This is a genomic window from Glutamicibacter sp. 0426, from assembly GCF_001906485.1.
In the GTDB taxonomy this organism is placed as follows: domain Bacteria; phylum Actinomycetota; class Actinomycetes; order Actinomycetales; family Micrococcaceae; genus Glutamicibacter; species Glutamicibacter nicotianae.
In genome coordinates this window covers 1-15,000 of sequence record NZ_MPBI01000012.1, presented here as the reverse complement: position 1 = coordinate 15,000, position 15,000 = coordinate 1, and the positions used below count along the sequence as shown (strand labels likewise).

At 60.3% G+C, this 15,000-nt stretch carries 15 protein-coding genes and 1 pseudogene; 1 reads left to right on the top strand and 15 read right to left on the bottom strand.

What is annotated here, in order from left to right; all coding sequences use genetic code 11:
• Positions 1–63 precede the first annotated feature (63 nt).
• From BKX98_RS16500 to BKX98_RS16430, 15 genes are all read right to left on the bottom strand, one after another.
• Positions 64–399, bottom strand: a complete 336-nt coding sequence (locus BKX98_RS16500) for a hypothetical protein (RefSeq protein WP_052772183.1) — start codon at positions 397–399, stop codon at positions 64–66.
• Positions 400–519: 120 nt separating this feature from the next.
• Positions 520–1,461, bottom strand: coding sequence for a cation diffusion facilitator family transporter (locus BKX98_RS16495; protein WP_047117865.1), 942 nt, complete (start codon positions 1,459–1,461; stop codon positions 520–522).
• A 2-nt stretch (positions 1,462–1,463) separates the two neighbouring features.
• Positions 1,464–1,814 (bottom strand): helix-turn-helix transcriptional regulator, encoded by a 351-nt coding sequence (locus BKX98_RS16490; RefSeq protein WP_233125411.1) that lies wholly within the window; start codon positions 1,812–1,814, stop codon positions 1,464–1,466.
• A 1,074-nt stretch (positions 1,815–2,888) separates the two neighbouring features.
• Positions 2,889–3,407: a carboxymuconolactone decarboxylase family protein gene (locus tag BKX98_RS16485; protein WP_047117866.1), complete on the bottom strand. Its 519-nt coding sequence runs from the start codon at positions 3,405–3,407 to the stop codon at positions 2,889–2,891.
• 545 nt (positions 3,408–3,952) lie between these two features.
• Entirely contained in the window at positions 3,953–4,258 is a 306-nt protein-coding gene (locus BKX98_RS16480; RefSeq protein WP_047117867.1) for a metal-sensitive transcriptional regulator, read from the bottom strand.
• A gap of 10 nt (positions 4,259–4,268) precedes the next feature.
• A complete protein-coding gene (locus BKX98_RS16475; protein WP_198934392.1) occupies positions 4,269–6,458 on the bottom strand; it encodes a heavy metal translocating P-type ATPase in 2,190 nt (729 codons plus the stop codon).
• 73 nt (positions 6,459–6,531) lie between these two features.
• A complete protein-coding gene (locus BKX98_RS16470) occupies positions 6,532–7,137 on the bottom strand; it encodes a YdhK family protein (protein ID WP_047117905.1) in 606 nt (201 codons plus the stop codon).
• A 102-nt stretch (positions 7,138–7,239) separates the two neighbouring features.
• On the bottom strand, positions 7,240–7,560 hold the full coding sequence (gene fdxA / locus BKX98_RS16465; protein WP_047117869.1) for a ferredoxin: 321 nt from the start codon (positions 7,558–7,560) through the stop codon (positions 7,240–7,242).
• Positions 7,557–8,792 carry an MFS transporter gene (locus tag BKX98_RS16460; protein ID WP_052772185.1) on the bottom strand — a complete coding sequence of 412 codons (1,236 nt, stop codon included), beginning with the start codon at positions 8,790–8,792 and terminating at the stop codon, positions 7,557–7,559. Before BKX98_RS16460 ends, fdxA begins: the two co-directional genes overlap by 4 nt.
• A gap of 45 nt (positions 8,793–8,837) precedes the next feature.
• Complete coding sequence (locus tag BKX98_RS16455; RefSeq protein ID WP_047117871.1) at positions 8,838–9,983, bottom strand: FAD-dependent oxidoreductase; 1,146 nt, start codon at positions 9,981–9,983, stop codon at positions 8,838–8,840.
• 74 nt (positions 9,984–10,057) lie between these two features.
• Positions 10,058–10,411 carry a metal-sensitive transcriptional regulator gene (locus BKX98_RS16450; protein WP_047117872.1) on the bottom strand — a complete coding sequence of 118 codons (354 nt, stop codon included), beginning with the start codon at positions 10,409–10,411 and terminating at the stop codon, positions 10,058–10,060.
• A gap of 65 nt (positions 10,412–10,476) precedes the next feature.
• Positions 10,477–10,728: a YHS domain-containing protein gene (locus BKX98_RS16445; protein WP_047117873.1), complete on the bottom strand. Its 252-nt coding sequence runs from the start codon at positions 10,726–10,728 to the stop codon at positions 10,477–10,479.
• Between the two features lie 53 nt (positions 10,729–10,781).
• The gene (locus BKX98_RS16440) at positions 10,782–13,052 is read right to left on the bottom strand and encodes a cation-translocating P-type ATPase (protein WP_047117874.1); all 2,271 of its coding nucleotides are present in this window, start codon (positions 13,050–13,052) and stop codon (positions 10,782–10,784) included.
• Positions 13,053–13,100: 48 nt separating this feature from the next.
• Entirely contained in the window at positions 13,101–14,042 is a 942-nt protein-coding gene (locus BKX98_RS16435; RefSeq protein ID WP_047117875.1) for a hypothetical protein, read from the bottom strand.
• A complete protein-coding gene (locus BKX98_RS16430) occupies positions 14,042–14,251 on the bottom strand; it encodes a heavy-metal-associated domain-containing protein (RefSeq protein ID WP_047117876.1) in 210 nt (69 codons plus the stop codon). The genes BKX98_RS16435 and BKX98_RS16430 overlap by 1 nt, the downstream gene beginning before the upstream one ends.
• Before the next feature lie 241 nt (positions 14,252–14,492).
• Between BKX98_RS16430 and BKX98_RS16695 the strand changes: the two are divergent.
• Positions 14,493–15,000: pseudogene (locus tag BKX98_RS16695) on the top strand (transposase); the annotation flags it as partial.

Sequence of the window (15,000 nt, the reverse complement as noted above, 5' to 3'; positions counted from 1 at the left end):
TCAGGAAAGGAATTCTCTAGCTCTAGTGGCTTGAGGATATTGGAAATGATCAAAGATCGTGTCTCAGAAACTTGACCAGCTCACGTAGATCTCTTCACTGGGAAGAGGTACTTCTGCCGTGTGATTGTGTTGGTCAGTGAGAGTGACAGTCTCCGCGAAGATGGAGGTCGTCAAATCTTCAGTGCGTTCAGCCAACGACATCGAATCGAGCGTTTCAATCAGCTCGCGGGCTCCAAGGCCATCGAGTTCGTGCTCAACGGGGATTTTGTTTTCGTTGGCCGAGGCCGAGGGAGGATCTTCAGCCGCAGTGCATCCGCTGAGCGTGAAAGCGATGACCACGACAGCGATTACTGTGGTGACCTTCCCACTGCGCTTTGGGAATGACCTGAAAATTTCCATTGGTTTCCTTACTGTGCCTGCCCATGGTGACTTTTCAACAAAGTGCCCTATACCTATAGGGACAATATCTGCCAGAGTAGCGAGGAGTTGCCTTGCCTGCACGAGTCCGCACTGCTTCGGTTAATCATGTTTGCTGACTTCCGGTTCATGCGCGGCGATGTGCTCGGTCTCGACCTGGAAAGTCGAGTGGTGGATGGAGACCTCAAAATGCCCTGCAACGCAGTCTTTGATTTCGTGCAACATCTGAACTGCATGACCATCAGTGAAACACTCGTCATCAACGACGACGTGGGCAGTTAATGTCGGTAGGCCGGTTGCCACAGTTGAGGCGTGCAAGTCATGAACATCCTTGACATGGTCAAGTTCGAGGATGTGCGTGCGTACCTCGTCGAGATCAAGTCCCTTGGGGGTGAACTCCATGAGGACACTAGTGGTCTCTTTCATGAGCTTGAATGCACGGGGAACGATTAAGGTGGCGATGAATAGCCCCGCGATAGCATCGGCCTGCATGAACCCGGTCGTGGCGATGACGATTGCTGCAATGATCACTCCGAGTGACCCGAGGGCGTCGTTGAGTACTTCGAGGAATGCGGCGCGCATGTTGAAGTTCGAACCGCGGCTTGAGGCGAGAATGGTGATGGCAATAATGTTCGCGACCAAACCGATGATGCCAAAGATGAGCAGTTCACTGGCCGGCACTTCTGGAGGCTCGAAGAGTCGCCGGATGCCTTCAATGGCGGCGTACGTACCCACCACCAGCAGCAGTGCAGACTGTCCGAGAGCTGCGATTACCTCGATGCGCCGAAACCCCCAGGTACGTTTGGAATTGGCCGGCTTGAGCATCAGTGTTGCCGCGATCAGCGCAACCAATAAGCCAGAGGCGTCGGTGATTGCGTGAACGGTGTCGGTCAGCAGTGCGAGGCTACCGGTGATAACCGAACCGACTGCCTGGGCGACGACAATCGTCGCGGTGATCGAAAATGCGATCCAGAGCTTCTTGCGGAAGTCTCCGGGGTGTCCGGTCTCGTTTGCGGCCGGGCCGTGATTGTGTCCTGCTCCCATGTCTACTTTTTATCCTTATCCGTCGTGTGGTGGGTGTGGGGAAGCCGCAGGTGTGTGCATAGCTGAGCCTGCGTTCCGGTGGATTCGAGGAGTTGTTCGGCGGCAGCAATGAGGGTGCGTAGAAGTGCGGGCTCAGTCAACGAGTACCAGGTTGCGCGCCCTTCAGGGCGCATCCTTGCCAGACCGCACGCGACTAGAAATCCGACATGCTTACTCACTGTCGACTGGGCTAGGCCCATGTGCTCGACTAGGTCACGCACCCGGTGCTCGCCCGACGCGAGGTGTTGTACGATCGCCAGCCTCGTCGGTTCCGCAAACGCCTGAAATAGGTGGGCGTACGCTGCCGTCGCCATTTCATCGAGGGGTTTTCTCTCACGCTTAATCATCGTCATAGACCGATTATATCGATATATCCCGATATTGTCGAATGTGATCATTGTTGCGAAGTGGTACGAAGTTCAGTGGCTTGCCACGCCCGAGCATTGATCCCCATGGAGAGCAGGACCGGCTGCCTGCTTATTATGAAACCAACGTCTACTCTGCGAAAGTCCCTAAGGTCCAATGTCACCCGATCACGAACCTCGGAATCTCCGATGGTACTTTGTGACTTGTAGATACGCATCGTGGGAACCACGCGCCTAGTCAAGGATGGCGTCGATCAAAATCGCGCACGTGGGATCTTCTGTCCATCACTCCGCTACCTTTGTGCCTCGTCGCGTAATCCCGATTGCCCAGAACGCCCACGCGGAGTTTAAAGCCGGGGATGCCGCTGCTTTTACCGTTTCGTGCACGGGGAGACTTCTATCGACTGAGCATCTCGATTTCACCGTGCAATCGCTGGCAATTCTCTCGTGACGGATAGACCAGCTTGGCAATAGATCTCATTCTGAGTTGATCGATGCCCAGCGGCCTCATTCAGTAAGATACGTATGGTGAAGCCGTTGTACGGCATTCCGGGAGAAATATGCGAGGCCAAATCCGGCACTGATGGGCACATAGGCCTAATAATTAGACTCTATTGTGAGCTGATGGCAAAACTCTCACTCTTCCGATGCTCAAGTGAGTAGCTCATGGAGCGTCTGAACTTTAGGTGGACACCATAGCTACAGTTGGAATCTTTGGGCAAAAAATGTGCTCCGATTCTTCTAGTGCAGCTTGCATGACCTCTGTTTCTCTTCCGATAGGTTGTGCCCCCTCGCTCAGCTCTTTCTTGTTGACGTTTGTTTTACGGACGACATAAGAGGCATTCGCCTTATCGAGAATCCACGTGGCTTGTGTGAAATCACCGATGGAGATGTGCTGGCGCTCTGCGATGCGCCTTCTATTGAACTCATTGGGAAGCGTGGGGTTTCTCAGTGATTTAACGTGTCAGCTGTTTTACAAAATGACGCCTACCCCTTGGCCAAGACATCAATTAGCGGGGGAAATCAGTCGCCAGGAGTGAGCCCAGCAACTAGGTTGAAAGCGCCGGTGAGAATGTTCAGCGACACGACACCGACGACATCAGCGATTTCACGGTCACTGTACCCGTAGTCGCGGAGCTCGTCGATCTGCTCGTCGGTGATCGACGTAGGTTCACGGTAGACCTGGAGGCCGAGCATAATCATCCCCGCGACCGGGGCCGTCATCGCGGTGCCCTGCTGTGCGAGTGCGATCTCAGCATCGCTAACCCCGAGCGATTGTGCCGTGTTGATGTGCGAGGCCAGGCACATTCCACATCCCTGCTGCGACTGTACGGCGATCGAAACGAGCTCGCTGACCTTGCGGTCGAGCTTGGCGCGACGCATGGCTTTACTCAGGTGCAGGTAGCCACCGAGTACCGCCGGAGAGTGCGCCATCGTCGAGACCATGTCACCTACCTCGCCGTGCCGCTCTACGAGTTCGCCGAGCAAGTCTCGTGAGGCCCCCGTTGCGGTCTCAGGGGTCAATCGGGAAAAACGGGGCATGACGCCTCCTTCATTAGTTTGGTCGCGAGTTCGGTGCGGGGAAACCGCACAAATTCGTTCCTGTTATTGATATTCGGTATGGCAGGTCGGAGCCTCGTCAGCACTCCGGCATGCACGAGGCTCAATAGGTAGAAGTCCTAGCCAGGCTTATCGGGAAGCACTTTAGTGGCGTCCTCTATACTGACACGGATGCTACACAGCAGCAGGCTGAGAACATCTGCATTTTGTCTCACCCATGTTGGAGGATGTTGTTCTGCCAGTGAGGCTCCCGGTGGTTCGAGAACCAGAAGACCATCGTCGCTGCCAGGATTCGCCGGTGACGCCACATCACAACTGGGGGATAGAAGAGAGCATACGAAAGACGAAAACCGTAGAGGTGCTGTCGTGTACTTCATGGGTTATGGCAAGCGAGTTGTATCAGCGCCCGCCCGCTGAACGAAAGTCAGTGCACCGAGGGCGGATAGCGCGTCTCCGAGGATCAGACTCTCTGACATATTGAGGGGTTGTAGTGGGCACGTCTTGGAACGCTGAGTTCAGGTTCGGGGTCAGGAACGCACGAGACGATTGATGGCGTCCGTGGCTTCCTGGATCTTCTCGACAGCCGCCTCGTCGCTGAGTTTTGCTGCATCGAGCACACAGTGCTTCAGGTGATCGTCGAGTAGACCAGTCGCGACCCCCTGGAGGGCGCGGGTCAGGGCGGAAACCTGGGTGAGAATGTCGATGCAGTATTTCTCTTCATCGATCATCTTCGCAATCCCTCGGGCTTGCCCCTCGATGCGCTTCATACGGCCGAGGTAGCGCTCCTTGTCGCTGATGTAGCCGTGCTGGTGGGGATCAGTGTCGACAGACATGGGCATATCCTTACTTCTGGCGTTCCAGGACGGAACGTGTGCTGGCTTCGGGGGTGAGGTCGATACGCCGCAGCAGCTGGGCGTTGAGCGCGACCACCACGGTTGAGAGCGACATGAGGACTGCGCCGACCGACATCGGTAGGACGAATCCCCATGGGGCAAGGATACCGGCGGCCAACGGCACCGAGAGGAGGTTGTAGCCGGCGGCCCACCATAGGTTCTGCTTCATCTTGCCGTATGCGCGTCGAGAGAGCTCGATGACCGAGAGTACACTGCGAGGGTCGGAGCTCGCGAGGATGACCCCAGCCGAGGCGATGGCGACATCGGTGCCGGCGCCGATCGCAATGCCAACATCGGCCTGTGCCAGAGCCGGAGCGTCGTTGACGCCGTCGCCGACCATTGCAACCTTCTTGCCCTCGGCCTGCAGCTGGGAGACCTTGGCGGACTTGTCCTCGGGGCGCACGCCGGCGAAGACACGGTCGATGCCGAGCTCCCGGCCGACCTCGTTCGCCACGGCCTCGGCATCGCCGGTGATCATGACGACCTCGACACCGAGGGCGTGGAGGGCATCGACGGCGTCGCGGGATTCGGGCCGAACCTCGTCGGCGAGTCTGAGCCCGCCGATCATCTGACCGTCCCGCAAAACGTGGAGGATGATCGCACCCTCGCTACGCCAGGCATCCGCTGTGCCGACCTCGGGCTGACCGGTCTCTTCGAGCATCCGGGGCCCGCCGACGCGGACCTCCTGGCCTGCGACGGTCGCGGTGACGCCGACGGCGGGCGAGGATGAGAAACCGCTCGCCTGCTGAAGGGCGAGGCCCTTGTTCTTGGCGGCGGTGACGATGGCCTTGGCGAGCGGGTGCTCGCTGTCGGCCTCGGCCGAGGCCGCGAGGGAGAGAACCTGGTCGGCGTCGAGTTCGCCGGTCGGGGCGACACCGGTGACGGTGGGCTCACCCTTGGTCAGCGTGCCGGTCTTGTCGAACAGTACGGCCTCAACCTGCCGCATGGACTCCAGCGCCAGACGGTCCTTGATGAGCACCCCGCCGCGAGCGGCGCGCTCGGTCGCGATGGACACCACAAGCGGGATCGCGAGCCCCAGCGCGTGGGGGCAGGCGATTACGAGCACGGTGATGCTGCGCACCACGGCCGCATCCGGTTCGCCGGTCAGCGTCCACACGAGCGCGGTGATCACGGCGGCGCCAAGCGCGAACCAGAACAGCAAGGCCGCGGCCTTGTCAGCGATGCGCTGTGCTCGCGAGGAGGAGTTCTGCGCCTCGGCGACGAGCCGGTTGATGCCGGCCAGGGCCGTGTCGTCACCGGTCGCGGTAATCTCCACTCGCAGGCCCGAGTCCGTGGCGACGGTTCCGGCGGTGACGGTCTCGCCCTCGCCGCGGGAGACCGTGCGGGACTCTCCGGTGATCATGGATTCGTCCATGTCCGCTCGCCCATCGACGATGGTGCCGTCGGCGGGAACGCTGCCGCCGGGCCGGACGATGACGACGTCCCCGACGGCGAGCTCGGCCGGGTCGACCTTCACGACCTCGTCGCCCTCGACCCGCTCAGCCTCATCGGGCAGGAGGGCAGCGAGGGAATCTAGCGCGGAGGTCGTCTGTGCCAGAGAGCGCATCTCGATCCAGTGGCCGAGCAGCATGATGACTATCAGCAGGGCCAGCTCCCACCAGAACTCGAGCTCGTGGTGGACGAGCCCGAGGGTCGCGGCCCAGGATGCGAAGAACGCCACGGTGATCGCCAAGGCGATGAGCAACATCATCCCCGGCTTGCGACCCCTCAGCTCATCCCAGGCACCGGTGAGGAACGGGCGCCCGCCCCAGACGTACATGACAGTGCCGAGCACCGGAGCGATCCAAGATGCCCAGCCCGGCACAGCGTAGCCTAGGATCATGGCGAACATCGGAGAGAAGGCGACGACCGGGATCGCAATGAGGAGATTGATCCAGAACAGCCTGCGGAACTGGCCGACATGATCGCTGTGCCCACTATGACCACCATGGTCGTCGTGTCTGGCGTGGCTGTCGTGACCTGAGTGGTCGCCGTGCTCCTGGTGCCCGGTGTGCTGACCCTCGTGCATGCCGTGCGCATCCCCCGAAGGATGCCCGGAGACAGAGCCGTGGTGATGTTCGCTGTGAGCAGGTGCATCGGTTCCGTGGCCGTGGTGCTGGTGTGCGTTAGGGTCCGTCATCGTTCTTCTTCTCCTCCGTCGTTGAGTAGTATCGATTGCCGCTCACCCGGTGGCCGAGCAAACGAACGTCGGCTCAGGACGCTGGTTGAATCTCGCTCTCGACGACCCACTTATGGTTGGTCATCTTCATGCCGTCCGTCTCGTAGTCGACCATGTAGACCGTCTCATCGGTGGAGGAGGCAATAGTAGCCGTCACGCCCTCCATGCCCTCCATGTGCTCGGCGAGCAGGGTCACCTCGGTTCCGTCGGCCAGTCGCTCGTCGCCGGCATCTTCGATTTCTTCCTGCACGACCCACTTGTGATCTATGACCGGGTCGCCACCCTCGGGTGTGTAGTTCACTGCATAGGTGTAGGTATTGTACGCGCCGGTGATCGTTGCGGTCGCGCCGTCCATGCCTTCCATGTGGTCAGCCGTGAGTTGCACCTCGGTGCCGACCGGGTAGGTGGGTTCGCTGGCCTCAGCGATGCCCTCGGGTGCCGGCCCGCCGTCCATCGGATGCTCCATTGAGTGTTCCATTTCCTTATTACCACTTTCCGTGTTGTCGCCAACATTGTTCTGCGCCTGAGTGGTCGAAGGGTCTGTCTGTTGGTCTTTGTCTGTTCCGTTGGCGCAACCGGCGAGCACGAGCGCCACTCCAAGAGCTCCTGCTGCCAGCCCGGTTCGAAGTCTTCTCTGCACAGTATCTCCTTTTATCAGGGTGTTTATCATATACCCCGGGGGGGTAATATTCAAGACTTGCGCGCCATGCCGACGCAAGTAGGTCGAATGGGTCCTCGGGGGCTACTCGTGCTGGGCGGGCAATGCGGAGATGAGGGGGTGGTCATAGCCCGTTGATCCGACCTTCGCGGCTCCACCGGGAGAACCCAATTCGTCGAAGAACTCGACGTTGGCCTTGTAGTAGTCAGACCATTCGTCGGGCAGGTCATCTTCATAGTAGATGGCCTCGACGGGGCAGACCGGTTCGCAGGCCCCACAATCAACACATTCGTCGGGATGAATGTAGAGCGAACGTTCGCCCTCGTAGATGCAGTCGACAGGACACTCTTCGACGCAAGCACGATCCTTGACGTCCACACACGGAAGCGCGATCACGTAGGTCACGGCTGTTCCTCTCGGTCAGGTTCGGAGCGTCGGTAAGAGTCGGTAAGAGGCCCGGGGATATTGTCAGTCTCTGCCAGGCCTGCGGCCGGCTGCGGGATGCGCAGGCGTAGGATGGTGGCTGCGAGGCTGAGAACGATGATGATCGCACCGAGTACTGTCATCGTTCCCGACAGGGTGAGCACCGGCACGAGCAACCCGGCGATAATGGTGGGCACACCGAATGCCAGGTAGGCGACCGTGTAGATCACAGCCATTACGGCAGCCCGCTCCGACGATGCCGTGTGGGGCATGAGTGTGCGCAGCACTCCGAGGAACGCTGTGCCGAACCCGGAACCGACGATCGCGACCGACACGACGTAGGCCGGGTAGGAACCGAAAGCGAGGGCTCCGATGCTCATTGCGGTGCCGAAGGCCAGGGCGCTAGTCGCATACAGGCTGATGGTGCGGGCGGAACGCCTCCGCAGGACGGATGAGGCGGTGACTCCGGAGATCGCTAGTGCGAAGATGACGATGCCCGCGTGGGTGTGAGTGGAGCCCCCGAGCTCACTGCTGACGAGATTGGCTCCGAGCGCAAGGAAGAGTCCATTGGTGGCCCACCCGGCAATGATCGCGGGCACGCCGGCGAGGAACATTTGGCGCAAGTGCGGTGGCACCATGAACCGCGGACGGAGATCGCCGCGTTGCGTCCGGGTCTTGGGGACCAGTTCCGGTGTGTTCCACACCGTTACTGAAACAATGAGGAAAGCGACGTTCAGCGAGCCGAAGACGGCAATTGTCGGTGCGGGGGTGAGATCGAGAAGGAGTGCAGCGCTGAGGGCACCGGTTCCGAGGCCGATCATCGGACCGATGGTATTCCACAGGGCTGCAATGTTCGGGCGCGACAGAGGTTCGAAGTCGATCATCATCGCTGACAGCGCTGGAATGAGTATGCCCGCCGCGAATCCTTGCATGGCGCGAGCGACTAGGAGCGTCGTGAGACTGCCGGCGAACCAGAACATGACTAGGCTCAGAGCGAGCATTAGGGAACCGGCGGTCACAACCGGACGTCGGCCGATGCGGTCGGAGAGCGATCCAAGGTAGAGCAGGGCTGCCAAGAGGGTGAACGTATAGACCGCGAACACGAGTGTGGTGGCGACGGGGATGAGTCCGAGCCGCTCGGCGATCTGTGGATAGAATAACGATGGCGCGCTGGCGGCGGCCATCATGAGAATGGTCGCAGCCAGCGCGAGCACGAAGCCTCGCGGCGAGATCCGACTGGTGCAGTCTTCCGCCATCGCTTAGGCTCGCGCACCGTGAAGCAGTTGACCCCACTGGTAGACGGTGCCGACCGCGTCGATGCCAGTGACGCCGGTGACGGTGCCGTTGGTCTCGTGCCGGACGACGAACTCCTCACCGGATTCCAGGTAGGTGTTTGTTCCTGCCGTGTACCCGACTCCGGAGATCATCTGACCGTAGACCATTGCCATGTAGGGGCTATGCGGCAGGTAAGTCCCCGGATCGTCACTGATACCGAGGTCGTGCAGTGCGGCCTTCGTAGCGTGCGCGCCCTGAGCGGCGGCGTCTTCCCAATGATCGATGCGCCAGGCGCCCAGTGCTTCGTCGTGATGCGAGGCCACACCTCCGGCGGCATATACACGGTCTGCGTCGGTGCGGAGGCGATCGTCAACATCGATGCCGTTCGTCCACGGTGACGGGGCAGCGGGCGTCGTGCCGAGCGCAACGAGGAGGAAGTCCGCCACAATGGGATTGCCGTCGTCGAGGGTGATGGCGACACCGGATTCTGTTTCGTCGACATGCTGGAGAGTGCGTCCGAACCGAGTCTGCACCTTGGCGGCATGGTCAGCGGCGAGGCGTTCAGCCACGGGCGCCCCAAACGCTCCGATGCCAGGAACGGAACTGCGAGAGACCAGCGTGACCATGTGCCCGTCGGCTTGCAACGACGAGGCGGTCTCAGCTGCGATGATTCCGCCGCCGTAGATCGCCACGCGCGCCGGCCGCCCCAGGCCGGTAAGCAGCTTTCGGATGCCGAGGGCATCCTCCACGGAGTGAAGAGCGGTGACCCGCCCTTGTCCGACGTCGTCGCCGCCGAACACGTCAGCGGGCAGGGAGCGGGGCATGCTCCCGGTCGCGATGATGAGCGCGTCGTAGGAGACCTGTGCGCCGGAGGTCAGTTGGACCTGCTTCGCCGAGGTGTCAACTTCGAGCACGGTGTCGGCGATGACCTCGATCTGAGGTAGCGGGATCTTGATCATTTCCGGTGGGGTCGGACCGAACGCGATTCCTTTGATGAGCATTCGCGTATAGGGCGTCTCCCCGGTGCGGGTCACCAGGGTCACTCTGACGTCGTCGCGTGAAGCGAGAGTGCGGGCGGCTGCTGTCCCGGCTGCTCCAGAGCCAAGGATGAGGATGTGCGGTGTGGTCATAGGGGAACTCCTGGGCAGTTGGTCATAGTTGATTTGGTGAGCTAGCGTCAGGAGGTTGATTTGGTGAGCTAGCGTCAGGAGCGCACGAGGCGAGCAATCGCCTCGGAGGCTTCGCCGAGCCTCTGCTCGCTGACTGGTCCGCCGGCTAGTGCGGCGTCGAGCACGCAATGTTTGAGGTGATCATCAAGCAGGCCAAGGGCGACATTTTCAAGTGCTCTCGTAGCTGCGGAGATCTGGGTGAGGATGTCGATGCAGTAACGGTCCTCGTCGACCATTCGGTCAATGCCGCGGATCTGGCCTTCGAGACGCCGCAGTCGATTTTGGTAGTTCGTCTTGTCGCTGATGTACCCGTGGACGGACGGGTTGCCATCACCTCCCGCGGGGCAAGTGTCGATGTAAGGTTCGGTGGTTGAGGTCGGGGTGGTCATGTCGGTTCGCTCCGATCAGGTGGCGGGGGCCGCAGCGGTGCCGCGGCCCCCCGCACGCTGGTGGATTACGCCATGTTGGCGGCGTACTTGGCTGGGTCTGAATCGAATGCGGGGCCGCAGCCGGCGCAACAGAAGTAGTAGCGTTCACCCTCAAAGTCACGGTAGAGGCCGGCGGCTTCGGCGGTCTTCTTGCTGACCGGGGTTCCTACCATGACCGGGCAGGTGGTCATGTCATCGCCGCCTCCACCCAGGAGGTTCTCGCGTCCACCGTTCTCAGCGGCGGGGTTAGTTTCGTTTGTGCTGCAGCAGCTACTCATTCTTTAAGGCTCTTTCTTTGTTGGATTTTTATGGATGTGTGAGTTCTTGTGCGTCATTTCGTGGCGACGCTCTTGAACCCGCGCAGGCGGAGGCTGTTGCCGACGACGAAGACGCTGGAGAACGCCATTGCCGCGCCTGCGAGCATGGGGTTGAGCATGCCCAGCGCTGCGACCGGGATCGCGGCGGTGTTGTAGGCGAATGCCCAGAACAGGTTGGTCTTGATCGTCGACAGGGTTTTCCTTGAAAGGCGAATAGCATCGACGGCGGCCCGTAGGTCTCCACGCACGAGCGTGATGTCAGAGGCTTCTATGGCGACGTCTGTGCCGGTGCCCATCGCCAATCCTAGGTCGGCTTGCGCGAGCGCGGGAGCGTCGTTGACTCCGTCGCCGACCATCGCGACGATCTTGCCCTCGGACTGCAGGCGTGTGACGACGTCGACCTTGTCCTTGGGTAGGACCTCGGCAATGACTTCGTCAATGCCGACTTCGGCCGCGATCTGCCGCGCTACGGCCTTGTTGTCACCAGTCAGGAGAATTGGGGTGAGCCCGATCTCCTTGAGTCCACGGATCGCTTCGGCGCTGGTGGGTTTGACGGTGTCGGCGACGATGAGGATTCCGCGCGCCTGGCCGTCCCAGCCGATCGCTACGACGGTTTTACCCTCGTTCTCTGCGGTGGCTTTTGCCTGCGCGATCTCCAGAGAGAGCTTCTGAGACCAGTCGGCCAGCAGTGACTCGCGCCCGACGATGACCGCAGTTCCCTCGACAATGCCCTGCACTCCCTTGCCCTCGACATTGGCGAAGTCCTCGGGCGTGGGCAACTGGCCGATTTCTTGGGTTGCTCCTTTGGCGATCGCCTGCGCAATCGGGTGCTCCGAGGAGTCTTCCAGTGCGCCGGCGAAGCGCAACAGCTCAGCACGGTCCACGCCGGGCTCGGTGATCACGTCAACCAGAGTCATTTTGCCGCTGGTGACGGTGCCGGTCTTATCTAGCACGACGGTGTCGACTTTGCGGGTCGACTCCAGCACTTCGGGGCCCTTGATGAGAATGCCCATCTGAGCCCCTCGACCAGTGCCGACCAGTAACGCGGTCGGTGTGGCCAGTCCAAGCGCGCAGGGGCACGCGATGACGAGCACGGCAACCGCTGCGGTAAACGCTGCGGCGACGGGGAATCCGGCGCCCAGCCAGGCACCGAGAGTGATGAATGCGATGACGATGACGATCGGCACGAAGACACCGGAAATCTTGTCAGCTAGACGCTGCACTTCGGCCTTGCCAGTCTGCGCGTCCTCGACGAGCTTCGCCATCTGGGCAAGCTGCGTATCCGAGCCAACACGGGTCGCTCGCACGACCAGACGTCCACCGGCATTGACAGTGGCACCAGTAACTGAGTCACCCTCGCGGACCTCGACCGGCACGGACTCGCCAGTGAGCATGGAGGCGTCCACTGCGGAGGTACCGGAGGTCACAACGCCATCAGTGGCGATCTTCTCGCCCGGACGAACGATGAACTCGTCGCCGACCGCAAGATCAGAGGTGGGAATCTTCACTTCAACACCATCACGAAGGACGGCGACTTCCTTCGCGCCGAGCTCTAGGAGGGCTCGAAGCGCGGCCCCGGCCTGTCGCTTGGAGCGCTTCTCGAAGTAGCGACCAGCGAGGATGAACATCGTCACACCCGCGCCGACTTCAAGATAGATGTTTGCCGCACCATCTGACGGAGCGATTGTGAACTCGAAGGGGTGTGTCATCCCAGGTGTGCCGGCTGTTCCCAGGAATAGTGCGTAGACGGACCATAACAGTGCGACCGAGGTGCCCATCGAGATGAGTGTGTCCATCGTCGCGGTGCCGTGTTTGAGGTTCGTCCACGCGGCCTTGTGGAACGGCCAGGCAGCCCAGACGATCACCGGTGCAGCAAGGGCGAGTGAGGCCCACTGCCAATAAGTGAACTGTAAAGCGGGGATCATCGCCATCGCGATCACGGGAACCGTGAGCACTATGGCGCCAATCAGACGGTGGCGCAAGGAGGTTAGCTCAGTGTCCTCCGTCTCGCCGTCCTCAGCCGACGTTGTGTTCGTCTTAGTATCTTTGGGTTTGGGTAGTGCAGCCGTGTAGCCGGTCTTCTCGACCTCGGCGACCAGCAAGGCTGGATCGTATCCGGCGGGTGCACTCACCTTGGCTTTCTCTGTAGCGTAGTTGACCGTGGCCGCGATACCGTCGAGCTTATTCAGCTTTTTTTCAATTCGGTTCGCGCAGGAGGCACAGGTCATCCCGCCGATCTCCAACTCGATATCCACCCCTCCTGTGGAGGGCGCTGATGTGCTCATCCTTTTCCTTCTCTCTTAAGCTCTCGTGCGACGCCAGGCCCAGTGGGTTCAGCGGCCGTCGGAGTACGAATTGTCTGTCTGTGAGCTGTCGCCGCGCTTTGCATCGATTACGAACTCGGCGGTGTGCACCTGCCCATCGATTTGAAAGTCCAGGTATAGCAGGTAACGGTCTGCGGTGGGGGCCTCCGCTGAGAATCCGATATCAGGTCCAGCCGTGTCTCCTGCTTGAGGCTCTTCGCCCTGGGCGTGGACGTGCAGGTAGGCGAGATCACCTTCGCGCAATGCCACCAGGTGGCCGAACGCACCCAGATAGGGCTCCAGTGCAGTCACTGGCTGACCGTCGCGCTCGACTGAGATAGTAAGCTCACTCGAAGCCCCAGCGGTAAGATCGCCGCCCAAGGAGACGGTATACCCGTCGACCTCGTCGGTAGTTTGCGTCTCGGTCTTGACAGGGGTAAAGTCTCCGGCAACTTCCACCGCGCGGGTCAGCGTAATGCTTTCCGCCCCCTCACCTGCGGGGGTAAAATCGGTGTACACGCGGTAAGTTCCTGCCGCACCCCAAATCCACGGCACGGACCAAGTGCCTGTGCTTGCGTTGAGCTCAGGGTGCACATGCTGGAATCCGGTGCCATCGGTGCGTACCGCAATCAAGTGCAGATCCTTTTCGTGCGCGGTGGTGTACTCGGTCACCGCCTCTCCCGACTCATCCAGGATCTGGAAGCTTAGCACTCCATTTTTGTCTGCAGTAGTGGGAGCCTGGATAGGGGAAAGTACGAAGCCACCCGCGCTGGCGGAGACCCCATTCATAGCAGGTTCCACAGTTTCCTGCTCAGCCCCGCCGTGCCCTTCACCGTGCGCATTCACGTCACTGCCTTCCGCCCATGCCGCTACAAAGCTGTCAGGAATAACCGCGCCAGCGAGGCCGAAGGCCCCGCCGAACGCCACTATCAAACCGGCGCCGTATAGTGCGAGCCGTCCTCCGGCCTTCATTAGACGCGCACCGCCGAGTAGCCGGCCTCCTCGACCGCCGCGAGGACCTTAGCGTCGTCAATCTCGCCCTCGGCTGTGACGTTAAGCTTGCCGGTCTGCGCGCTGACTTGGATTTCTTGGACACCAGGGATCACGCCAACTTCCTCACGGATTGACATCTCACAGTGGCCGCAGGTCATGCCTGTCACCTGGTAATCATTCGAAGCCATTCGGCATCCTCCTTGTCTGTAGGAGGTACCCCTACCGGGTACCTGTATATTTCAATGGTATGCGTCCCTCAGGTATTTTGCAAGGTGGTAAGTTACCGAGAAACAAGCCAACCTCCATCAACTCGAGAACAAGACAACGAAGGCATAGACCCTCAACGAGCCGACCCAACTCACTGGCTAGCACCGAGACTACTGAGCTGTCATGATGTTGTGAGACACGCGTTCGTAGGAGAATGAGTGCATGTCCAAACGTCAGAAGTTCACCCCGGAATTCCGCGCCGAAGCAGTTGAACTGGTGATCTCATCCCAGAAAAGCCTGATCGAAGTTGCAGCATCCCTGGGCATCAACGAAGGAACCTTGGGCAACTGGGTCCGTGCCTACCGCGCCGAGCATCCTGAAGCTGAAACAGAGGAACGAGGACCAGTGGAATGGGCCCAATACGAGAAGCTGAGAAAGGAACTGCTGGAGGTGAAACGGGAGAACGAATTTTTAAAAGATGTCAGCGCCTATTTCGCCTCGAACAGCAAGAAATAAGCGCAGTCTTCACCTTCATCAAATAACACAGCAACCAGTACCCGGTGAACTGGATGTGCCAGAAACTCAGCGTTTCCCGCGCCTCGTACTAGGTGGGTGAACCCGCCAAAGGACCTTAGCGAAGCCAAAGCTCTGAGGATCCGCCGTACCGAACTGGTCCACACCGAGTTCGAGGCATCCAACCAGGTCGCTGGCGCCGGCCAATTGGTGGATC